This is a genomic window from Kiloniella sp. EL199 (genome assembly GCF_900313065.1).
Classification (GTDB): domain Bacteria; phylum Pseudomonadota; class Alphaproteobacteria; order Kiloniellales; family Kiloniellaceae; genus Kiloniella.
The window spans coordinates 286,892-309,022 of record NZ_OMPU01000010.1 but is presented as its reverse complement, the minus strand read 5'-3'; the positions used below and the strand labels follow the sequence as shown (position 1 = coordinate 309,022).

Genomic DNA, 22,131 nt, shown 5'->3' with positions numbered 1-22,131 from the left:
AATCGCCTAAGATTTATCTACAAACCCATTTAAAGGGGGGAATTAATGAACCTAGGACTGAAGCTCATTACCACTATGCTTCTGACCCTGTTCGTGCTTATGGCACCGGCACAGGCCAAGTATGCATCCCTAGTGATTGATGCACATACTGGCGAAGTTCTTTACAGTAGAAACGCTGATACGCGTAACTATCCCGCCTCTTTGACAAAAATGATGACCCTCTACATGGCATTTGATGCCTTGGAAAAGGGCAAGTTAACCATGAAACAAAAGCTGCCTGTATCAAAACGGGCCGCCGGAATGGCACCATCAAAGCTTGGGTTAAGATATAAAAGCACAATTTCTACCAAAGACGTTGTTATGGCTTTGGTTACAAAATCAGCCAATGATGCCGCTGTTGTTATGGCCGAAGCTATCGGTGGAAAAGAAACAACTTTTGCCAAGATGATGACAAAAAAAGCACATTCTCTTGGCATGACGAGGACAACATTCCGCAATGCTTCTGGCTTACCGAACCGCGGTCAATTGAGCACAGCCCGTGACATGTCAAAGCTGGCAATTGCGCTGAAACGTGATTTTCCGCAGTACTATCACCTGTTCTCAACACAAAGTTACAAGTATAAAAACAGATCCTATAGAAATCATAACAAGCTGCTGGCCAGCTATCAGGGAACAGATGGCATAAAAACAGGCTACACCCGTGCATCCGGGTTTAATCTGGTTGCCTCGGTTGTTCGTAATAATCGCCGCCTGATTGGCGTTGTGTTTGGTGGTAAAACAGGCCGCTCCCGTGATCGACACATGAAAGAAATATTGGACAAAAGCTTCAAACGTGTTGGTATTACACAGGTTGCGAAATTACCGGTTGCTCCAAAACGAAACCCTCGTCGGGAAAGCGTTTTTGTATCCGCACCACCACTGCCAAAATCACGCCCAACCCTGACAGCGTCAACCGACCTCTCCCTACCAGGTCAGATTGCAGCTATTCAGCCGGATAGCAGCGCCGCAGTTCAACCAATCTCTGATTGGGGTATTCAGGTCGGCGCTTTTAGAAAATACGAACCGGCAAAAATGGCCGCAGATCAGGCTTTGGCTCAGATTAAATCAACACCGACAGGAACACAGGTCCATATTCAGCAAGTAAACAAAGCAGATGGCTCTCTCTATCGCGCTCGCCTGAAAGGCCTTGATGAAGTCGCTGCGCGCAATGCTTGTCGTGAGCTTAAGCAACAACGTATGTCGTGTGTTGCCGTTCCCCCTGGACTATTTTAAAGAGACTGCGTTTAAAGACGTCAAAAGCCGAAAAACTTTAACCGCCTTAGTTTCTTTTCCCGGACACAAAAAAGCCGACACAAACTATTTTGTGTCGGCTTTCTTCTTTTAAGGTTTGGTTTCCAAATTTAATTTGGAATAGCGACATCGCTTTTGAGAAGCTGATCTGCAAGTTGCTTCTGGAGCCGTTTCAAACCATCCTCGCTAGATGCTTCACAGCGGGCGACCAGAACAGCCTGAGTGTTTGATGCCCGTAACAGCCACCAACCATCTTCAGTGTTCACACGAACGCCATCAACAGATACGACATCAGCTTTTTCTTCGGCTAGGCGTGCAGCAACTTCTTCCACCACGCTAAATTTGCGAGTATCTGCACACTCAAATCGCATCTCGGGTGTATTCACAGCCTTTGGTAAAGATTTCCTGAACTCGGCCAGTGATAGTTCTTCATTTTCGATGATATTCAAAACACGAACCGCTGCATAAAGAGCATCGTCATAGCCATAATAACGATCCGCAAAGAAAAGATGCGCCGACATTTCACCAGCAAAGGGTGCATTCAATTCAATCATTTTAGACTTGATATGTGAATGTCCTGTTTTCCACATAACCGGCTTACCACCTGACTTTTCAACCTCATTGAAAAGCACCTGACTAGCTTTCACATCAGCAATAATGGTGGCTCCGGGCAGGTCTTTGAGTACACCTTTGGCAAGGAAGAGCATAATTTGATCTCCCCACAAGATCTCACCTTCGGCATCAACCAGTCCGATACGGTCTCCATCACCATCAAAAGCAATCCCCAGATCAGCCTTATTTTCGTAAATAGCTCTTTGCAAATCCGCAAGGTTCTCCGGGACAGTTGGATCCGGATGGTGATTTGGAAACGTTCCATCAATATCCGCAAACAACAGTTCATGTTGTCCCGGTAACTTCGCAGTAAGAGACGACATCGCTTCTCCAGCCGCCCCGTTACCTGCATCCCAAATTACCTTTAATCCGCTTTGATTAAATTGAACTTCTTCCAGAAGCCGCGCAATATAAGCATCAAAGATAGGATGTTCGATATAATCACCCTCACCTTGTTCAAAATCACCTGACTTGGCAATCCTGTCGATTTCCTTGATTTGCTCTCCGAAAAAAGCCTGTTTGTTCTGAACCAGCTTAAAACCATTATGGTTGCCCGGGTTATGAGATCCTGTGATCATAATCCCGCCATCTACAGGCAATGTATAAGCCGCAAAGTACAGCATTGGTGTAGGACCGCGACCAACTCCATAGACAGTAACACCGGACGCTCTCAACCCTTGAGAGAGAGCATCAGCCAAATCAGGAGACGACGTCCGTCCATCATACCCCACAGCAACCTTATTGCCGCCAGCACGGCGTATAATCGTACCAAAAGCACGTCCAATAGCTGTGGCATCAGCAGAAGAAAGAGTTTCTCCGATTATACCCCGGATGTCATACTCACGAATAATTGTCGGATCAAAATTATACAAAGCGATCTCGTTTAGCTTGGAGTTTAAATTTTATTCGGCAAGAAATGCAGACAACGGACGGCCAACACAAAGGTAGTCAAACCCCGCTTCTTTCATTTCATCCGGATTATAGATATTTCGAAGGTCGATCATTACAGGGGATTTCAGCAATCCTTTTACACGCTCAAGATCAAGACGACGGAACTCATTCCATTCGGTAATAATAACAAGAGCATCTGCGTCATTCATAATTTCGTACGCATTCTCACCGTAAGACACATTGGATAAAAGTTCCTGTGCCTCTGTCATACCCTCAGGGTCATATGCGGTTATTTGCGCACCTTCTGCCTGGAGGAAAGGTATAATATCTAGGCTTGGAGAGTCCCGCATGTCATCTGTATTTGGCTTAAAAGTAAGCCCTAGTATTGCGATCTTCTTGTCTGCAACAGAACCACCGCACTGAGCAACAACCTTCTCGGCCATCTGGCGCTTTCGTGCACTGTTATAAGAAATAACATCTTCAACAAGACTTACAGGGGCATCATATTCTCGTGCTGTATAGGCAAGGGCCTGAGTATCCTTTGGAAAACAGGACCCGCCATAACCCGGACCTGCGTGAAGAAATTTGCGTCCAATACGACCATCAAGGCCAATCCCTTTGGCAACTTGATGGACATCAGCCCCTACTTTTTCACAAAGATCTGCCATTTGATTTATGAAAGAGATCTTTGTCGCAAGGAAGGCATTACCTGCATATTTAATGAGTTCCGATGTCTCCAGTTTTGTGAACAGGATAGGCGTTTCAATCAAGTATAAAGGACGATAAAGTTCTGCCATAACATCTTGCGCTCGTTTGGTTTCTGCACCAATCACAACTCGATCAGGGCGCATGAAGTCATTAATCGCAGCCCCCTCACGTAAAAACTCAGGATTGGAAACCACATCAAATTCAGCATCAGGTCTCGCTTCCCGAATAATACGTTCAACGGCACGCCCCGTACCAACAGGCACAGTCGATTTTGTTATAATGACTTTATAGCCATCAATCACGTCAGCAATTTCTTTCGCCGCTTGATAAACATAGGAAAGATCAGCCTGGCCATCATTTTCACCAGGAGGAGTTCCAACCGCAATAAAGATAGCATCAGCATCTTTTGCCGCAGCTGCAAGATCAGTGGAAAAGGTCAAACGCCCCGCTTCAGAGTTATTTTTGACAAGCGCATCCAAACCCGGTTCGAAAATCGGGATCACACCTTTCTTAAGACCTTCGATTTTCTTCAAATCCTTATCGACACAAACAACGTCAGTTCCAAACTCGGAAAAACAGGTCCCGGATACCAGACCAACATAGCCTGTACCGATCATTGCAATACGCATTTACTACTCCTTAGAATGCCCAATAACAGGCATTATGTATCTTTTATCTGATATACTTGGTCAAAATATCGCGCATCCGACCTCCAAGGTCTTCACGTTCTAAAGCGAAGGCGATCGTTGCTTCCAGAAACCCGGCCTTGCTACCGCAATCAAACCTTGTTCCGTTAAATCTTAATCCATGGAAATCAACGTTATCCAAAGTCGCGGCCAATGCATCAGTAAGTTGAATTTCCCCTCCCGCTCCACGCTCTTTTTTATCCAGTTCAGTGAAAACAGATGGATCCAAAACATAACGTCCAATAATAGAAAGTGTTGATGGTGCAACTTCCGGTGCAGGTTTTTCTATCAGGCTTTTAGCCTTTGCCAATGGCCCACTCTCAGAAACGACATCCAAAATACCATAGCGATTTGTCTGTTCTCTTGGAACGTCCATAACCGCGACTAAATGACCACCTGTGTCCTGATAACTATCAATCATTTGCTTAAGACAAGGCGTCCCCGCCTGAATAAGATCATCCGCAAGCAAGACAGCAAAAGGCTCATTACCAATTGCATTTCTGGCGCACCAGACAGCATGCCCCAATCCCAATGGTTCCTGCTGGCGCATATAAGTCACACTTCCTGCTTCAAGAAGCAAACTTGCCAAATCTTTTAACTCTTTTTCTTTTCCGCGACTTTCCAATACAGCTTCCAGTTCGTATTCACGATCGAAATGATTTTCAATTGCTGTTTTTCCACGCCCGGTAACAAAAATAAATTCCTCAATTCCAGCAGCTTTTGCCTCTTCAACAGCATATTGAATCAAGGGCTTATCAACCACTGGCAACATCTCTTTCGGCATTGCCTTGGTTGCGGGTAAAAATCGGGTTCCAAGTCCCCCAACTGGGAAGATCGCTTTACGAACGGGTCGGCGCATAGAAGCCGCACTCCTCATTAAATTAAAATCAGTTATGTCTTTGCCACAGTATAGATGGAAACTCAACCAGAGCGATTTAAAAGAGTATCCTTGGCTTGATTTACCTGGGTTGCAAGGTAGGTATTTCCCCCATGATCCGGATGTAATTTTTGCATCAACCTCCGGTGAGCACTTCGTATTTCGTCATCAGATGGTGTTCCGGTTAATCCTAGAATTTCCAATGCCCTCTTACGGTCCATCTGACCATCAAAACTTTGTTCATATTCATCATCCCCTTTAAAACCCGCTTCGGCTTCATCATTCCACGCGTTCCCAAAGCGCCTTGAAGCATAAGCAGTTAGCAATTCAGCTGACTTGTTTTCTTCAACCAAATAGATACGGTACAACTGCTCAATCGCCGCAAGATCCAGTTCAGACAACCATTGCCCTTCCCGTTCTCCTGTTAAAACCAAACCATCCATATCTCCGCTATCATGATCCAGTTTCATCTTCAAGAACCTGGTGACAACTTCCGAACTTTGACCTGATGTTCCACCAGAAGCAGCCTTGAGACGAGAAAGTAAAGCCCGTGAACGCAAGATAAGCGGAAGTAAAAAGGGTATTGCAGCAAGCACCAGAAATATCCACCCGGTGAATAGCAAGAATAGGGCAACAAAGAGGCCAATTATGGCAGCGATAATTTTTGCGGTTTTTAACACCATTACCGGATTAGCTCGGCTATACCATTGGGCAAGAAAAAGAGCCCCAAAAAACAAACCAACGCCGAGTATAAAATAGGCAATCACGCTAAAAATACCTCCATCCAGCAAAAAAATTAATAAGCATAATCAGGCAGAAGATTCACATCACTCATTATTGTGGGATTTGTGAGAGTAATTTCGCCACTTTACCTTTATTTTTTTGAGAATAATCAGCAAGAGCTTTTCGACCTCCCGCAGCAAAAACAGCAACTGCTGTTAATAAATCTTTCAACTGTTGCGCTGCTCCCTCATCGAAAGAACAGTATGCGCCGCCAGATAATCTCGCAAATTGCTTGAAAGCAGTTGTGGCAATCTGATCACTACCTTCGTGAAACATAAAACAAGGAACACCATGTAAACCGAGTTGCCCTGCTAGGTGGCCAAGAGTATCAATATCTTCTTCCATTGCATCGCCGACAAATACTACAGCATTGACCTTGTTCTCGTTCGTTTCGCTGATAGCTCGCTTAAACACTTTTTCAATCTGGGTATTCCCCGCCAGACAACTGACGGATGTCATCAACCGGGACAAGCGGTCTGTATCCTCGACCCAGCTTGATGCTTTGCATTCGCGAAATCCACGATAGAAAATCAACTGAATTTCCAACCCGCCAACATTCCCCGCTTCTTCAAACATCATGGCCTGAATGTGACATGCATGATCCCAGGTCATCTGTCGACTTGCTGTTGCATCCAGCGCAAAGATCAAACGCCCTTTTGCCTGCGTTCCTCTTGGTATTTGCGAAAGTTTACCCAAAAACAGATCAACCTCTTTATCCGTAGATCTTTTGATTGGCGAAGCAACTTTTTCTTTTTTTATGACGGATTTCTTCTCGGGCACAGAAAGCTCCTTTGCTATGCCGATCAGTAAAATACAGTTTCACACAACACTACTATATAGGTATTCACGTATAGAAGCATAGTCCTACAGGAGGTCAATTAGGTACATCTTCCTTGTTAAGGCCAATCACATTCAAGAGCGATCTCACTTCCTGACGAGCAGCAACATGACTCATACTCATTGTCACACCAGTTCCCTTTTCATCCAGATCAAGCAAGGTCAGTCCTTTTGGAAAGAGTTCTCTGAAAATAACACGTTCACCAAAACCTGATGCCAATCTAAATTGCAGACGTTTGGCCAAGTGTTCGAGCAACACACCCATATCTCTTTTATTCTTGGCATCAATATGGGATAGTCGGTTTCTCATCACGACCCAATCGATTGGCTTCTTCCGTTGAATAGCGCGTTGTTGGCGCTGTTCCCAAACCATTTGGCTATAAGTACTTGGTGTCAGTTTCAATTCATCGTTTTGAACTTCAACCTTCGCCAGCATATCCATATCCAGAAAACTGTCATTAAGAGGGGTAACCAGAATATCTGCATAGCTATGGCCAAGGCGGGAAAGGTAATTATCGCTTCCGGGGGTATCAAAGACAATGAAATCCCGATCCCAAAGTTCAGTCATTGCTTGCTCAAGGTTTTTTTTGTCTTCAGCTTCACTTTCTTGTGTTGTCACGGCTTGAGAGCGATACACACGCCTGTGCTCGGGCATAAGAATAGAACCAATTGATCCATTCGCAAAACTCGCTCTGTTCTCAAGATAACGAGATAGGGTACCCTGTCTTGCATCCAGATCAATCGTCCCAACCCGATAGCCTTCTTTGAGTAAAGAAACAACAAGATGCATTGTCGTGGTGGATTTACCTGACCCACCTTTTTCATTACCGACAACGACAATACGGGGCCGATGCGGCTTGTTCTGCTCAGTCATAAAGATCTGCTTCAAAATAATAATACTAAAAACCTATATGCCCTCTAAGCATTAACAAGGCCATAACGAATAAAACAAATTCAGCATATTTCTGTACTTTACTGCCCACATTTTCTCACAGCAATCTTACAATTTTAAATTTTTTCCTTGCTGTTTTCTAACTGAAAGACGAATGGTGTCATTCAACTAAAGCTTTAGCTGGGATTACTATGCGCGCACCAACCTTATGGGATTTTATCCTGCTGACATCACTGGCAGCCATTTGGGGATCCGCATTTTTGGCTATTAAAATTACCGTTGAAGATATTCCCCCGGCCACCATTGCAGCCGGACGTCTATTGATTGCAAGTATTGTCATTTATATTTATATGCGTTCCAGATCACTTAACTTGCCAAGAGATAAAAGCTTCTGGCGCCAAATGATCCTGATTAGCTTTTTCAGTATGGCAGCCCCCTTTGCAATGATTAGTTGGGCCGAACAGTTTATTAGCTCTGGCCTGACAGCGATCTTAATGGCAACAGGCCCTCTTATTGCACTCATTCTTTCTCATTTTTTCAGTACAGATGATCGCTTTACGTTGTTTAAACTTTTAGGTGTTCTTGTTGGATTTTCCGGGGTTGTCGTCGTTCTTGGATTAGAAACATTCTCAAGCATCGGGGATAATTTCTATGCACAGATCATCACAATGCTTGCCGCAATGTGTTATGCCTGTTCTGGAATCTTGGTACGGCAGGTAAAAGAAAAATCCAATACCGTTATCACGGCTTCTATCCTAATCTCGGCAACCATCTTGATATTGCCTGTTAGTTTGATTTTGGAAACGCCATGGACTGCAATTGTAACAAGCGAAGCCAATTCCATTCTCGCCCTTCTATATCTTGGGTTAATACCAACGGCGCTTGCTTTTATTCTTAGGTTTTATCTCATCCGCGAAGTTGGAGTAACCTTTGCATCCTATGTCGGATATCTCGTCCCGTTTTTTGGCGTTTTATGGGGGGCATTGTTTCTGAGTGAACGATTACCTTCAACAACCATGATAGGCTTGTTCCTCATTTTATCCGGTATTGCTGTTAGCAGAATAAAACTTAGGAAGTCAGCTTCCAGTTCATAAAAAAAATGCTTACAAAAAATGCCGGAAAACCAAAGGTTCCCGGCATTTATAAGCCAAAGTTTTGTCTTGATACTTAAGCGCTTTGAATCTCACGCAAGAAGTTCTGCACTTGAGAATTCAAATTATCGCCTTGTGTTTTCAACTCATCAACTGCAGTCATAACCTGATCCGAAGCCTGACCAGACTTCTCAGCGGCCTGACTCACACCAGAAATATTCGCGGAAACTTCCTGGGTACCTCTTGCAGCTTCCTGCGTATTACGCGCGATCTCCTGTGTAGCCGCACCCTGTTCTTCCACCGCAGCAGAAATTCCCGATGCAATCTCGTTGACCTGATTAATGATCTTGCTAATACCCTCAATATCACTAACCGCAGAACCAGTCTGGCGTTGCATTGTTGCAATTTGTTCAGAAATTTCTTCGGTTGCTTTACCCGTCTGATTAGCAAGTGATTTAACTTCCGAAGCAACAACGGCAAAACCTTTACCAGCCTCCCCTGCACGCGCGGCCTCAATAGTCGCATTCAACGCAAGCAAGTTAGTCTGTTCGGCAATATCATTGATCAGGTGAACAACCTCACCAATCTTCTGCGCTGCATCCGATAGCTCCTGAACCGTCTGACTTGTTTTGGTCGCCTCATTAACAGCGCGATTGGTCACATCGGCAGATTCCATAACCTGACGACTAATCTCATTGATTGATGCAGACAGTTCTTCCGCAGCTGAAGCCACGGTCTGAACATTTGTCGATGCCAAGTCAGATGCAGAAGAAACCGCCGATGACTGTGCTTTTGTTTCATCGGCAATCGTTGACATTGTTGAAGCTGTGTCACCCATGCGACCTGTTGAACTCTGAAGACCGGAAAGAACTTCCCTTACTTCATCATCAAAACGTTCAGCCAGTTCTTCAAGACGTTTCGCACGAGCTTCGCGTTCTTGTCGCTGCTCGCGACGCTCTGCCTCATTCCGTTCGTTTTCGATCAAGTTTTCTTTGAAAACCAAAAGAGACCGTGCCATCTCACCAACTTCATCACGGTTATCCACAGCAGGAATATCAACTTCTTTATCCCCCTCTGACAATCGCGTTGTGACATTGGTAATCAAACGAATAGGACCCGTCAGGCTACGTAAAACAACGACTCCGATTGCAACCATCAAAATAAAAATAACAATAGCTGCACCTATAATAAGGTTCCGAATAGAAGATGCATTCTCATCGGCTTCCAAAGAAACCTTCTTAACATCGGCAGAAACAACTTCAACATCGGCAGATACGGCAGCTACACGTTCAGCAATTACGGCCAATTCTGATTTACTTAGGTCAGCCATTTTCTGGATTGGTGGCTTCAACTTGCCAAAAGCTTCCACCAAACTAACTGTACCACCGTCAAAACTAAGGGTTGTCTTGGCAAAATTTTCGAAATCAGTCAGGTAAATTTGAACCATTTCCTGAATTTTTTTCTTCTCTTTTTTCGATAGCAAAGCATACTTAACATTACGCAGGAATTTTTTCCCTTTCTTAAGGACGGCTTTCATGTCGTCCTGCTCATGCGTAATAATAAATGTTTTCTCTACAGTTCTAATCGCAGTCATTTCACCAGCAAGCTTCACCAGATATGGCGCTTTCAGACTATCTTCGATTGCAAAGGCTGAATTATTAAGCTTCCCCTTTAGACCTGCATTCTTAGTCATACCAAGCGTTGACTTGTCCTGAACAACAACACCAAATCCATCTTCGTATGCCCTGAGTTTATCTTCCAAATCCTGAGCAGCCGCCTTGATTTCTTCATTGGTGGCGTGCTTTTTCAACTCTTCTAGCTTGGCATTTACAATATCCATCTCTTTAAAGAAAAGATCTTCAAACTCGAGATCACTTTTCAAAAGGAAATCTTTTTCATTCAAAGCCAGGTGATTGATCGTAACTTCAATCTCATCTACCAGCTTCTGCACGTATTGAGATTTTTTCAATAAGGCCTGATCTTCAGCCAGCAGCTCCTGACTTTGTGTTAACTTTACCTGGTTTTGCGCCAACTGATTGCGACTTTGGGACAACAAAACATCACCCACAAAATAAATCGCACAAATAACCCCTAGGGCAACAATACCCAATGACATTAATGCTGATATGCGCGTGGTTAGAGAAAAATTTCCGAGAAACGTCGTCCTTGGGGCTTCCTCTAGCTCTGTTTCAAACTCTGGATTTCCTGATCCATCATTCTCATCGGCATATTCTTGTGTTTCTATTTTTTCAACACCTTCTTCAGAATTTTCTTCTGCTTGGAGAGTATTTGGATTGGCTTCATCGATGATAGCGTCTTCTTGGCTTTCATCTGTATTTTTGTTTTGTTCTTCTGACACGACTTGACCCCGACCTTACATACAAGTCTCTTTACGAGAGAATAATATTATTGCTTTTATGGCAACCAAGATGATTATTCGTGGTGAGCGTTAACATAAAGTATACCAAAAGCTAACAATTCCTGAATCTGCGAGATAAGTTACAAAATGTTAAAAAAAAATCGCGTTATATACATAAATAAGCGCTTGAAAGAGATCTATCCAACCTTACCAATTCCACTCGATCACACAGATCCCTACACTTTATTGGTCGCGGTCCTGCTTTCAGCTCAATGCACAGATGAGCGCGTTAATAAAATCACCCCTGCCCTCTTTTCTCGCGCGGATAATCCCTTTGATATGGCAAAAGTGCCTACTGAAGAAATAAGAGAGATCATCCGCCCCTGCGGTTTATCCCCCCGGAAGTCCAGAGCAATTTCAGAACTTTCAAAAATCCTGATTGAAAAATACAACGGTGAAGTGCCTCAATCGATGGAAGCCCTAGAGGAATTACCTGGCGTTGGGCACAAAACAGCTGGTGTCGTTATGTCGCAAGCTTTTGGTGTTCCTTCTTTTCCAGTAGACACACACATCCATCGCCTTGCCCAGCGCTGGGGGTTGACCAACGGTAAAAATGTCGAACAAACAGAAAAAGATTTGAAACGTCTCTTCCCAAAAGATCGTTGGAACGACCTGCATCTGGAAATCATCTATTATGGCAGAGAATACTGTTCCGCGCGCGGTTGTGATGGCACCAAATGCGAAATTTGCACAACTTGCTACCCTGACAGAACCAAACCAGTGAAAACAAAAAAATCATAACCCAGGCATACAACATAACAGAAAACGCACCATTGGACTTCCCGGCTATAATCTTCTATCGCTTGATTTTCTGAAGGAAATGCACAAATCTGGGACAATCGATTACCGTCTCTTAATTATGAAGGCGTTTTATCCACAGGGGGAGTTATGACTGAATACATTGTTCTTGGTATTATTGTTGTCGCAGGATTTTACGCCATTACGGTTTATAATGCACTCGTGGCTGGCCGAAACTCTGTCGAAAATGCCTGGAAACAAATCGACGTACAACTCAAACGCCGTCTGGACCTAATCCCCAACCTTCTTGAAACCGTTAAAGGCTTTATGGCTCACGAAAAAGAGGTCCTTAGACAGGTAACCGAAGCCAGAACCCGCGCTTACAATGCGGATTCAAAAAGCGAGGCGATCGAAAGCAATAATTTGCTCTCTAATGCTACGGCAAATTTACTTGCGGTCATGGAAAACTATCCTGACATCAAATCACAGGAAAGCGTGAGCGACCTGACCGAAGAGTTAACAACGACCGAAAACAAGGTTGCTTTTGCTCGCCAGCACTACAATGACATTACAACAGCTCAAAACAACCGAGTACAACAGTTCCCTTCCAACATTTTTGCCTCGTTTTTCAAGTTCGAGCTTGAAGACCTTTGGGAGCTTGACGAAGCCACCCGCGAGGCCGCTCAGGAACCACCTAAAGTGTCGTTCTAAAGTACAACTTTTCTTCAAGGTTAAGATTGATGCCATCAGACAACCTTGCACTGATCTCAACTGACTTTAAATCTGCGCAAGCACGAAATAAACGTAAAAATCTGCGCAAGCACGAAATAAACGTAACTCGTTTTTCCTTTGTCTGATCATGATCTTTACAGCCGCTTTGCTTGGTTATGTATCCGGTTGGGCTGCTGAAATTTTTACCAATACACATCCTGCGTTAAATACGGCACCTTATGATGCTGACCTTCTTGAGTTACTAAAATCGACCGCAATAAGTGATTGGGGAATCTCTGCCACAGCAGGGATGATTGTTTTCTCTATTCTGGCCTTGATCTGGACCTACTACGCAGCCGACCAAACTTTGCTCAGTATGAATGGGGCAATAGAAGCAGACACAAGAGCTTATGAAGATTTGCACAATGTGGTTGAGGAAATGGCGATTGCTTCTGGCCTGCCAAAGCCAGCGGTCTATATAATAGGCGACTCGGGTATAAATGCTTTCGCAACCGGGTTGCGACCCGACAAGGCCTCTGTAACGATCACAACCGGTCTTTATGACAAAATGTCTCGTGATGAACTTCAAGGCGTCATAGCACATGAAATGGCCCATATCCTTAATCGCGATGTACAATATGCAACCCTTGTCGCTGTCGGGGCAGGATTAATTGCTGTTTTTGCCGAAATTATGCTAAGAATCAGCAGGCTTTTCTTTTATTCCGGCTCTTCAAATTCAAGTAAAAATAAAAAAGGCGGCCGCGGCATGCTCTTGGTGGTCGTAGGTGTGATCTGGCTACTTGCCGCTATTCTTGCCCCTCTTGTCGCCTATCTTGTCAGAATGGCAATATCAAGAGAGCGAGAATACCTCGCCGATGCAACAGCAGCACAATTAACAAGAAATCCAAAGGGATTGGCCTCTGCCTTGCGTAAAATTGAAGGGCATGCCCGTTTAAAGGAAAAGAACGCAGCAACCGAGCACCTTTTTATCATCAATCCGAACAGATCTTTCAGCGAGTTCGCCAGTGATCTGACATCAACACATCCGGCAACATCTCTACGCATTGAGCGTTTGATGAACCTAAAATAAATTCAGTTGATCTGAAAACTTTACATCCTTTCCAAAAACTCATATCCGTCAAAAAGCAAAAGCTTTCCAAACTCAACCACAATTCAACGAGGTCTCTATGAGCTTTTCAGGAAAAACAGCCATTGTCACAGGTGCTGCGGGGGGCATGGGGCTTAACATCGCCCTCAATCTCGCAGATGAGGGCACACATGTTGTTCTCATAGATATTAAACCTGCCACGATTGATCTTGAATCACATATCAACAAAAATAGAGTTGTCTTTGAGCAAGGAGATGTAACTAATTCCGATTTTATTAAAGACATTACGAAGAGAACGCACACGAGGACCGGGCGTATCGATTATCTGGTGAATGCAGCCGGGGTTTTATGGTTCGACAAAGATCGCTCGACAGAAGATGTAGATCTGGATGCCTGGGATCGCATCATGGAAATAAACCTTAAATCCATGATCATTACCTGTCGTCATGTCCTTCCCTATATGCGCGAAACAGGATCAGGAGCCATGGTGCATATCGCATCTGTCCAAGCCATACGCGGGGATGATAAACCGCAAGTTGCCTACCAAGCTTCAAAAGCCGGAATCATTTCCCTCTCGAAAACAGTTGCTCTGGAAGGAGCTAAAAATGGCATAAGATCAAATTCCATCCTGCCTGGCCCCACAGTATCACCAATGCAGGAAAGGTGGGTTAAAAACCCCAAACTCCAGCGCGCGACTGAAAGTGTTATTCCGCTTGGACGTACAGGAACAACCCAAGATATCGCTGATGCTACCCTCTTTCTTCTATCAGACAAAGCCAGCTATATCACGGGCACTGAACTGGTTGTAGACGGGGGATTGTTAGCTCGTCCCTGAGCAAAAAACCATTCCCTTATAAATCAAGGGACTGAAACAAACAGCCCCTTGATTTGCCCATAGGTGCACAATACATGCACTCAGCTTCCCGGGATTCGTCCCGAAACTTTTTTATTCAAGCATTAATGTCTGTTCTGTTTTTGTCATCCCCAAAGATTCCAGCAAGGAGTTGCCGAACACCCTCTTTTCCTTCAAATTCAGGGCCATGGGGTCCGTTAAAAAGTTGACCGATCGGGACCAGTAAATCCACTTTCAAGCGTGTTACAGCATCCCCCTCGGCTTCTTTTGCCGGAATCTCCTCCCGGTCACGAATAGCTAATAACGGACCATCTCTAAAGAGAGGTTCAAGCACATTTTTATTCTCTTGTTCTTTGTCCTTTTGCGGTGGCGTTACCAGTTTACTGATCAACTCACCAAGCCCCTGTCCTTGTTTATCAAGCAGCAGATTATCTCCAGCGTCAAGAAGGTTGCCCTCCTCAAGCCCGTTCATAACTTTTCCTAAAAGTGCGTTTGCCCCGGTTACGGACCCAGATTGTGCAACTGCCGTTGTACGCGTAATTTCTGCTTGAACAGATGCGAAGTTAAACGATAACTCACCTGTTGTGTTGTTGACATAAATATCCAGAGACTGGACAGCTAGATAGCTTTGTTCTCTTGTACCAGAAGCAATTCCATCCGCACCCGCATAAGAAATTGCAGTTTTTGAACTTGAAGCAACGGACTGCCTGAAAGAATAATTGAACTCATCCGAGTTTTTCGCTGATTCTTTAATTGAGTTCACGAGATTTTGGGCAAACTCCAAAGCTGCTTCTTTTGTATTACCTAGGCGCTCAAACACTTCGGCAAGTGTTCCCACGATGGAATCAAGTGCTGCGCCTAAAGTACGCTGAACAGCTTCCGAGGGAGGCAAAGCGCCTGATTCGGTATCATTACCTTGGTCTCTGTCTCTCAAAAGATTTTGCGGCACATCAACTTGATCATCAATCACCGGGCGTGATGACTGCTCGGCAGCATTTTCAGTGTTTGCGCCTTTAGCCCCGTTCCGGTCACCGAGTTCCTGCCCTCGAAGACCACGAAGGGTATCAATACCTTGTTGTAATAAACCTAGTGTGGAAAGAGCCATTTTCTCCTCCTGAGGTCGCCCTGTTCTTGAATTACTTTAGTCAAGAACAGAAATCGAGCTACATGCTCCGACAATATTTTTCACCCTTTAAGATAATTTTTTATCATTAACGATTCGTTAATTTACCTCTGCATTACAGAGCTTGAGTGATATCAAACAAATAGAGCTTTTCATACATGCTCCTAATTTCCTGTTACTTAAAAAAAATTTATGTTCCAAAGCGACCACCAATTTTTGATGTCATTCTGCGCAATGTCTCTTCATATGTAAGGGTGTTGAACAATATTTTTTCAAATAACCCAAACTGAACATTCGCTCAGCCATGCATTTTTCGCGTATAGCCATGTGTAAAACGCATATCTGGGCTTCCTCTGGCACATCTTGTCGCAGGCTTTACTTCCCTTTAAGAAGGTTTCACAAAATACTCCACAACACCAAGGAGAGCCCCTTCCATGAGCCAATTGTTAAAATGTATCTCACCCGTAGACGGATCCGTTTACGTTGAACGCCCGCTATCAAATGATAGCGATATCCAGACGGCCCTGGATAAAGCGGTGACAGCCCAAAAAAGCTGGCGCAAAGTACCGATCAGCGAAAAACAAGCCCTCTTACGCAAAGCTGTTGATTACTTTGTTGCCAACAAAGATGCGATTGCCGCAGAAATTACATGGCAAATTGGTCGTCCAATTTCTCAATCACCCGGCGAGATTGGTGGTTTCGAAGAGCGTGCGCGTTATATGATCGACATTGCCCCGGAATCACTGGCAGACCAGAATGTTGGTGATAAGGAAGGTTTCACCCGCTTTATTCGCAAAGAAGCTCTCGGCGTTGTTTTTGTTGTTGCGCCATGGAACTTCCCATTGATGACAGCAGTTAACTGTATTGTTCCAGCTCTGTTGGCCGGGAACACAGTCCTTCTAAAACACGCAGCCCAAACACCACTTTGCGCGGAACGTTTTAGCGAAGCCTTCAAAGCTGCTGGTCTGCCAGACGGTGTCTTCCAGCATCTTCATATGAGTCACGACAGTGCCGCTAAATTAATCGGTTCTGATGGTGTTGACTTTGTCAACTTCACGGGATCTGTTCCGGCAGGACACGCCATTCAAAAAGCCGCTTCCGGACGTTTTATTGCGACTGGTCTTGAGCTAGGCGGTAAAGATCCCGGCTATGTGCGTGCGGATGCAAATATAGCCTATGCGATCGAAAGCCTTGTTGATGGTGCCATGTTCAACTCTGGCCAATCCTGTTGTGGTATCGAACGCATTTATGTACACGAAAGCGTATATGATGACTTCGTATCTGGTGCCGTTGACCTTCTAAAACAATACAAACTTGGCAACCCAACAGATACAAACACCAATCTGGGCCCTGTAGTTAAAGCCAGCGCTGCCGAGTTTGTACGTGGACAAGTTGCTGAAGCTGTTAAATCAGGTGCAGAAGCGCTGATTGATCCCGGCTTCTTCGCTGCTGACAAAGAAGGTACTTCATATCTTGCACCTCAGCTTGTTGTAGGGGTTGATCATTCCATGCGTGTGATGAACGAAGAGAGTTTTGGCCCGGTTGTTGGCGTGATGAAAGTTTCTTCCGATGAAGAAGCCATCAAACTGATGAATGACAGCGTGTTCGGTTTGACCGCCTCAATCTGGACAGAAGATGCAGACGCAGCACTGGCAATCGGTGACGACATCAACACAGGTACATGGTTTATGAACCGCTGTGATTATCTTGATCCAGCCCTAGCCTGGACAGGTGTGAAAAATTCGGGTCGCGGTTGCAGCTTGTCAAAAGTCGCATACGAACACCTGACCCGTCCAAAATCTTTCCATCTGCGGACGAAAATCTAAGATTTTCACCAAGGGCCCGAACAAAGAGTTCGGGCCTTTTCTATTTTGAGATCCTTATTTAGATAGTAACCATTATCTAAAGTATGTATTTTGATCTGACAGATAAATTGATCACACTTTTCTCTGCTATTACAGCAATTGAATATGATCAAAGGGGGAAATATTGTCATAGCAGGTTTATCAGATTGAATAATAATCCTTTGGAACGCGTACGATCAGAGCTTATCGGAAATGAACAGTTGATTTGGGCAGATCGCCCCGTCAGCGAGCGTTTTTACAGAAAGAAAATCAAAGCAGCAATCGCTGGAAAAGTTATAATTGGCTTTATTATTTTATGGGTACTCGGCGTAACCTATACCAGTTTTTCCAGTGGCAACATGATTGCTCTCTCTGATCATTTTTGCTTTACCACTTCTATTTATTGTCCGAAAGCTATTGAACAAACCAAACGAAGCCAGAAAGCGCGCTGAACAAACCTGTTATGCAATCACTGACAAACGTTTATTGATCATTGACGATTACAAAAGAAAATCCGTTGAAAGCTATGACCTGGATAAAATTGAATTTCTGGAGCACTCAGAAAACAAGGACGGTACTGGGGATATCTATTTCACCAAGACACTCATGACTAGTACTTCGAGCAATGATCGCGACGACAATTCGTCTAGTCGAAGCACGACTCATGAAGTCAAAAAAGGTTTCAAGGGAATATACGACTCAGCAAATGTTAAGGCTGAAATAACTAAGCGCATGATGTCGTCCTGATCTTAATTAGTGAGATATATTCTATGATTAAACTTTTCGACAAGTAATCTTCATCAGCATTAAAGCCCTTTGGATGTGTTTCCTGAAAGAAGTAAAGCCACAACCTTATCGCCCTCAAATATCCCCCAGAGACCATCTTTTAAACCAGCGAAAGCGACATCATCATACCCGTCAATTCCACTAGTTAATGTGGGTTTACCAAGCTTATCCAGTGGAAAGGATTTGTACTTAATCGGTTTTGCCGATTCCAAAAAAAACACCAAACGCTTTGATGTCAGTACATAAACCAAGCGTCGCCCTAAATAATAGATCCAACAGAATCTTAGAATCACACTACCAATAGTGACAATAAGAACGATATTTAAAGTCGTCGATAAACTGAAAAATATAAGTGCGGTAATATTCAACAGAACGGCAAGAATTCCACCAAGAAGGAAAATTTTTGTCACCGGGGATGTTGTTTCCCGTTGCCAAATTCTGGAAAACTTGGGCTGCGCATACCATAACGGTTCTTCGTCAGCACGAATACCTGCTTGTACAAATTCTTTCAGATCATCTTCGTGCAAATCAAATTTCTCTTATAGCCTTCTTGAAAAACAAGAGATTAAAATAATTCATCACAACACGAAGGCAATAAAAAACCCGGCTACAATCTCGAAGAGATCAAACCGGGCTTTCTATCTTTATGGAGAGAAAACTAGAACATAGAAATCAGAGTGTCATAAGAGACGTATTTCCACCCGCGGCTGTTGTATCAATAGAAATTGAATGCTCTGTCGCAAAGCGATGAAGATAACGAGGCCCACCAGCTTTTGGACCTGTACCAGACAAGCCCATTCCCCCGAAAGGTTGCACCCCGACAATTGCACCGATCTGATTTCGGTTCACATAGGCGTTCCCGACCCGAACACGACGTGCAATGTAGTTCACCGTCTCATCAATGCGACTGTGAATACCCAGCGTCAGACCAAAGCCGGAATTATTAATCTGATCAATAATGCTATCCAGTTCAGACGCTTTGTAACGGATCACATGCAAGACCGGACCAAAAACCTCTTTCTTAAGCTGATGAAGCCCTGCTATTTCAAAAGCAACAGGCGCGATAAATGTCCCGTTCGAGGTACTCTGCGGCAAAGGTAGCTCGCGAATGATCTTTGCTTCTGTTTTCATCTGGGCAACATGTTTGTTGAGCATTGCCAAGGCATCTTCGTCGATCACAGGCCCTACATCAGTCGAAAGTAGTGATGAATCACCCACGGTCAATTGGTCCATTGCCCCGGCAAGCATAGTCAGAATTTTATCGGCAACATCATCCTGTAAAAAGAGCACGCGTAAAGCAGAGCAACGTTGCCCCGCCGATTGGAAAGAAGATGCCAAAACATCGCGTACAATCTGTTCCGGCAGTGCCGTTGAATCCACGATCATGGCATTCTGGCCGCCCGTTTCAGCAATAAGAGGCACAATTTCGCCATCACGTGCCGCCAAGGCCCGTTGAATGAGCTTCGCGGTTTCAGTCGACCCGGTAAAGGCAACACCTTTGATACGATCATCAGATAAAAGTGGACCGGCAACCGTCGGGCCATCCCCCGGTAGCAAATGAAGAACATCACCCGGGATCCCTGCTTGATGAAAGAGCTTGATAGCTCTTGTTGCTACCAATCCGGTTTGTTCAGCAGGTTTGGCAATAACTGCATTGCCGGCCGCCAATGCGGCAGATACCTGTCCCAGAAAGATTGCCAGCGGGAAATTCCAAGGGCTAATGCACAAGAAAACACCCCGTCCGTGCATAGATAGTTCATTGCGCTCTCCTGTTGGGCCAGGCATCACAAGAGGATCACCAAAATCCTGACGGCATTTCACCGCATAATAGCGGCAAAAATCAACAGCTTCACGGATTTCGGCAATGGCATCGGCCGTGGTTTTACCAGCTTCGCGCATACATAAAGCCATAAACTCTGCGGTATTTTCTTCAAGCAAATCTGCCATCCGCTCCAAACAATCACCACGAACGCTGGCAGGGGTTTGATCCCATTCCCACCAGGCACGATCTGCCCGTGCCAATGCATTTTCGGCCTGTTCAGCAGAAGCCCAGGCAATCTCACCGACTTTATTGCGACGATCACTTGGCGATGTAACAGAGTGATTTACACCTGCCTGTTCGACACCTCCAATGATCGGTCCACCGTGCCATCCTTCGTTTGAGAACTTGTGAACATCTTTGCCAATTTGGGATAGCTGCACAGCATCGGAGAGATCCAACCCTTTTGAATTCAAACGCTCAGTGCCAAAAAGATGCAAGGGCAGAGGGATTTGCGGATGCGGAATATTAAACAGGCTACGGGCCTTCAGAATTGGATCAGCAATAATTTCATCGATGGGGAGTTTTTCATCCTGAATTCTATTCACAAACGATGAATTTGCACCATTCTCCAGCAGGCGTCTGACAAGATATGCTAACAGATCTTCATGGCTACCAACAGGGGCGTAAATTCGAACTGGATAGCCCTTTCCCGCTTTACCAACAACTTGATCATAAAGAGCCTCGCCCATGCCATGCAAACGCTGAAACTCGAAATCCTGCTCAGGTCCAGCCATTTCCATAATGGAAGCAACGGTATGCGCATTATGTGACGCAAACTGCGGGTAAAAAGCTTCCGGGTCTGCCAGCATTTTACGTGCACATGCCAAATAGGACACATCGGTGGATACTTTACGGGTATAGACAGGATAGCCCTCTTGCCCCTCTTCCTGAGCAAGTTTAATTTCCGTGTCCCAATAAGCTCCCTTTACCAGTCGAACCATCAAGCGTCGTCCGTGGCGATGGGCCATATCAGCTAACCAATCGATCACAAAAGGTGAACGCTTTTGATAAGCCTGCACAGCGAGACCAAGACCGTTCCAGCCTTTAAGTTCCGGATCACCGGAAACGGCTTCCAGAACATCTAACGAGATCTCTAACCGATCCGCTTCTTCAGCATCGACAGTTAAACCAATGTCATATCGTTTCGCATCCAGAGCCAGCTCTTTCAAACGTGATACGACCTCACTCATTACCCGTGCACGATGCGTAAACTCGTACCGAGGATGTATCGCCGATAACTTGATAGAAATGCCCGGTGAATCAATCACACCACGCCCAGCTGCTGCTTTTCCAATTTCAGCAATAGCCGTGCGGTAAGCTTCAAAGTATCGGTCAGCATCAGGCATCGTACGGGCGCCTTCCCCAAGCATGTCGTAAGAATAACGATAGCCCTTCTTTTCGTCTTCAACAGCGCGATCCAACGCTTCGTTAATACTGCGCCCCATGACAAACTGACGGCCCAAAATCTTCATTGCCTGACGCACAGCCTTCCGAATGACAGGCTCACCACTTTTTTGAACCATTCTTTGGAAGAGGCCGGAAAAATCGCTACTTTCTTCCTTCTTGATGTTCACGACACGTCCTGTCAGCATCAATGCCCATGTTGATGCATTCACAAACAAGGAATCACTGTGACCAAGATGGGCTTCCCAATCTGCAGAAGAAAGCTTGTCGCGAATTAGTTTATCGATAGTTTCGCTATCTGGAACCCGCAACAATGCTTCGGCCAAGCACATAAGAACAACGCCTTCTTTAGAGGACAGTTCAAATTCATGCATGAAAGCATCAATACCGCCCTGCCCCACGCGTGATTTTCGAACCTCCTTCACAAGATCACGGGCCCTTGCTGAAATTCTATCAAGCGCATCACTCGACAAATCCAATCCATTGACCAAATCGTTTACGGCCTGCGTTTCATCCATACGGTAAGCAAGTCGTAGAGTCGTCATTAAAGGCGTGGCGTTTGCCAGTTCTTTATTGATAATCATTTCATAAATCCCAGATATCGCGTTCAGGCGCGTATTTCATATTCATATCCGGGATTAATTTACATCAAATGC

The 22,131-nt window shown here is 44.8% G+C and carries 19 protein-coding genes; 9 read left to right on the top strand and 10 right to left on the bottom strand.

Going from position 1 to position 22,131, the window contains the following annotated elements:
- The first annotated feature begins 45 nt into the window (after positions 1 to 45).
- Positions 46 to 1,272, top strand: a complete 1,227-nt coding sequence (locus D9A03_RS09920; protein ID WP_120497032.1) for a D-alanyl-D-alanine carboxypeptidase — start codon at positions 46 to 48, stop codon at positions 1,270 to 1,272.
- Between the two features lie 128 nt (positions 1,273 to 1,400).
- Here D9A03_RS09920 and pgmG read toward each other — a convergent pair whose 3' ends face one another.
- The 6 genes from pgmG to D9A03_RS09890 all read right to left on the bottom strand — a co-directional run bounded on the left by pgmG (position 1,401) and on the right by D9A03_RS09890 (position 7,558).
- Positions 1,401 to 2,780: a phosphoglucomutase/phosphomannomutase PgmG gene (pgmG, locus tag D9A03_RS09915; RefSeq protein ID WP_371682959.1), complete on the bottom strand. Its 1,380-nt coding sequence runs from the start codon at positions 2,778 to 2,780 to the stop codon at positions 1,401 to 1,403.
- 24 nt (positions 2,781 to 2,804) lie between these two features.
- Positions 2,805 to 4,130: a UDP-glucose/GDP-mannose dehydrogenase family protein gene (locus tag D9A03_RS09910; protein WP_120497030.1), complete on the bottom strand. Its 1,326-nt coding sequence runs from the start codon at positions 4,128 to 4,130 to the stop codon at positions 2,805 to 2,807.
- Positions 4,131 to 4,173: 43 nt separating this feature from the next.
- Positions 4,174 to 5,046 (bottom strand): UTP--glucose-1-phosphate uridylyltransferase GalU, encoded by an 873-nt coding sequence (galU, locus tag D9A03_RS09905; protein ID WP_120497029.1) that lies wholly within the window; start codon positions 5,044 to 5,046, stop codon positions 4,174 to 4,176.
- Positions 5,047 to 5,108: 62 nt separating this feature from the next.
- Positions 5,109 to 5,831 carry a molecular chaperone DnaJ gene (locus tag D9A03_RS09900; protein WP_120497028.1) on the bottom strand — a complete coding sequence of 241 codons (723 nt, stop codon included), beginning with the start codon at positions 5,829 to 5,831 and terminating at the stop codon, positions 5,109 to 5,111.
- Between the two features lie 67 nt (positions 5,832 to 5,898).
- Positions 5,899 to 6,627: a VWA domain-containing protein gene (locus D9A03_RS09895; RefSeq protein ID WP_254055017.1), complete on the bottom strand. Its 729-nt coding sequence runs from the start codon at positions 6,625 to 6,627 to the stop codon at positions 5,899 to 5,901.
- A 94-nt stretch (positions 6,628 to 6,721) separates the two neighbouring features.
- Complete coding sequence (locus tag D9A03_RS09890; RefSeq protein WP_120497027.1) at positions 6,722 to 7,558, bottom strand: division plane positioning ATPase MipZ; 837 nt, start codon at positions 7,556 to 7,558, stop codon at positions 6,722 to 6,724.
- Positions 7,559 to 7,767: 209 nt separating this feature from the next.
- Between D9A03_RS09890 and D9A03_RS09885 the strand changes: the two genes are divergently transcribed.
- Complete coding sequence (locus tag D9A03_RS09885; protein ID WP_120497026.1) at positions 7,768 to 8,670, top strand: DMT family transporter; 903 nt, start codon at positions 7,768 to 7,770, stop codon at positions 8,668 to 8,670.
- Positions 8,671 to 8,743: 73 nt separating this feature from the next.
- On the opposite strand, the gene D9A03_RS20085 is transcribed toward D9A03_RS09885, so the two are convergent.
- Positions 8,744 to 11,026 carry a methyl-accepting chemotaxis protein gene (locus D9A03_RS20085; RefSeq protein ID WP_120497025.1) on the bottom strand — a complete coding sequence of 761 codons (2,283 nt, stop codon included), beginning with the start codon at positions 11,024 to 11,026 and terminating at the stop codon, positions 8,744 to 8,746.
- A 147-nt stretch (positions 11,027 to 11,173) separates the two neighbouring features.
- Between D9A03_RS20085 and nth the strand changes: the two genes are divergently transcribed.
- The 4 genes from nth (at position 11,174) to D9A03_RS09860 (ending at position 14,478) form a co-directional block, all read left to right on the top strand.
- On the top strand, positions 11,174 to 11,827 hold the full coding sequence (gene nth / locus D9A03_RS09875; protein ID WP_120497024.1) for an endonuclease III: 654 nt from the start codon (positions 11,174 to 11,176) through the stop codon (positions 11,825 to 11,827).
- A gap of 147 nt (positions 11,828 to 11,974) precedes the next feature.
- Positions 11,975 to 12,535: a LemA family protein gene (locus tag D9A03_RS09870; RefSeq protein WP_120497023.1), complete on the top strand. Its 561-nt coding sequence runs from the start codon at positions 11,975 to 11,977 to the stop codon at positions 12,533 to 12,535.
- Between the two features lie 148 nt (positions 12,536 to 12,683).
- Positions 12,684 to 13,625 carry a M48 family metallopeptidase gene (locus D9A03_RS09865; protein ID WP_120497022.1) on the top strand — a complete coding sequence of 314 codons (942 nt, stop codon included), beginning with the start codon at positions 12,684 to 12,686 and terminating at the stop codon, positions 13,623 to 13,625.
- Between the two features lie 97 nt (positions 13,626 to 13,722).
- Positions 13,723 to 14,478: an SDR family NAD(P)-dependent oxidoreductase gene (locus D9A03_RS09860; protein WP_120497021.1), complete on the top strand. Its 756-nt coding sequence runs from the start codon at positions 13,723 to 13,725 to the stop codon at positions 14,476 to 14,478.
- A 115-nt stretch (positions 14,479 to 14,593) separates the two neighbouring features.
- On the opposite strand, the gene D9A03_RS09855 is transcribed toward D9A03_RS09860, so the two are convergent.
- Positions 14,594 to 15,601, bottom strand: coding sequence for a hypothetical protein (locus D9A03_RS09855; protein ID WP_120497020.1), 1,008 nt, complete (start codon positions 15,599 to 15,601; stop codon positions 14,594 to 14,596).
- Positions 15,602 to 16,053: 452 nt separating this feature from the next.
- Between D9A03_RS09855 and D9A03_RS09850 the strand changes: the two genes are divergently transcribed.
- The 3 genes from D9A03_RS09850 (at position 16,054) to D9A03_RS09840 (ending at position 18,210) form a co-directional block, all read left to right on the top strand.
- On the top strand, positions 16,054 to 17,445 hold the full coding sequence (locus D9A03_RS09850) for an aldehyde dehydrogenase family protein (RefSeq protein WP_120497019.1): 1,392 nt from the start codon (positions 16,054 to 16,056) through the stop codon (positions 17,443 to 17,445).
- A gap of 185 nt (positions 17,446 to 17,630) precedes the next feature.
- The gene (locus D9A03_RS09845) at positions 17,631 to 17,915 is read left to right on the top strand and encodes a hypothetical protein (protein WP_162938071.1); all 285 of its coding nucleotides are present in this window, start codon (positions 17,631 to 17,633) and stop codon (positions 17,913 to 17,915) included.
- Entirely contained in the window at positions 17,881 to 18,210 is a 330-nt protein-coding gene (locus D9A03_RS09840; protein WP_162938070.1) for a PH domain-containing protein, read from the top strand. The genes D9A03_RS09845 and D9A03_RS09840 overlap by 35 nt, the downstream gene beginning before the upstream one ends.
- Before the next feature lie 59 nt (positions 18,211 to 18,269).
- Here D9A03_RS09840 and D9A03_RS09835 read toward each other — a convergent pair whose 3' ends face one another.
- Positions 18,270 to 18,776 carry a hypothetical protein gene (locus D9A03_RS09835; protein WP_120497016.1) on the bottom strand — a complete coding sequence of 169 codons (507 nt, stop codon included), beginning with the start codon at positions 18,774 to 18,776 and terminating at the stop codon, positions 18,270 to 18,272.
- Between the two features lie 145 nt (positions 18,777 to 18,921).
- Positions 18,922 to 22,059, bottom strand: a complete 3,138-nt coding sequence (gene putA, locus D9A03_RS09830; RefSeq protein WP_120497015.1) for a bifunctional proline dehydrogenase/L-glutamate gamma-semialdehyde dehydrogenase PutA — start codon at positions 22,057 to 22,059, stop codon at positions 18,922 to 18,924.
- Between the last annotated feature and the right edge of the window lie 72 nt (positions 22,060 to 22,131).

What these genes read in the sequence shown, in the direction of transcription:
- putA (WP_120497015.1), bottom strand. Translation starts at nt 22,059, where the DNA reads ATGATTATCAATAAAGAACTGGCAAACGCCACGCCTTTAATGACGACT.
- D9A03_RS09920 (WP_120497032.1), top strand. Translation starts at nt 46, where the DNA reads ATGAACCTAGGACTGAAGCTCATTACCACTATGCTTCTGACCCTGTTC.
- D9A03_RS09865 (WP_120497022.1), top strand. Translation starts at nt 12,684, where the DNA reads ATGATCTTTACAGCCGCTTTGCTTGGTTATGTATCCGGTTGGGCTGCT.
- D9A03_RS09860 (WP_120497021.1), top strand. Translation starts at nt 13,723, where the DNA reads ATGAGCTTTTCAGGAAAAACAGCCATTGTCACAGGTGCTGCGGGGGGC.
- D9A03_RS09910 (WP_120497030.1), bottom strand. Translation starts at nt 4,130, where the DNA reads ATGCGTATTGCAATGATCGGTACAGGCTATGTTGGTCTGGTATCCGGG.
- galU (WP_120497029.1), bottom strand. Translation starts at nt 5,046, where the DNA reads ATGCGCCGACCCGTTCGTAAAGCGATCTTCCCAGTTGGGGGACTTGGA.
- D9A03_RS09890 (WP_120497027.1), bottom strand. Translation starts at nt 7,558, where the DNA reads ATGACTGAGCAGAACAAGCCGCATCGGCCCCGTATTGTCGTTGTCGGT.
- nth (WP_120497024.1), top strand. Translation starts at nt 11,174, where the DNA reads ATGTTAAAAAAAAATCGCGTTATATACATAAATAAGCGCTTGAAAGAG.
- D9A03_RS09855 (WP_120497020.1), bottom strand. Translation starts at nt 15,601, where the DNA reads ATGGCTCTTTCCACACTAGGTTTATTACAACAAGGTATTGATACCCTT.
- D9A03_RS09885 (WP_120497026.1), top strand. Translation starts at nt 7,768, where the DNA reads ATGCGCGCACCAACCTTATGGGATTTTATCCTGCTGACATCACTGGCA.
- D9A03_RS09870 (WP_120497023.1), top strand. Translation starts at nt 11,975, where the DNA reads ATGACTGAATACATTGTTCTTGGTATTATTGTTGTCGCAGGATTTTAC.
- D9A03_RS09850 (WP_120497019.1), top strand. Translation starts at nt 16,054, where the DNA reads ATGAGCCAATTGTTAAAATGTATCTCACCCGTAGACGGATCCGTTTAC.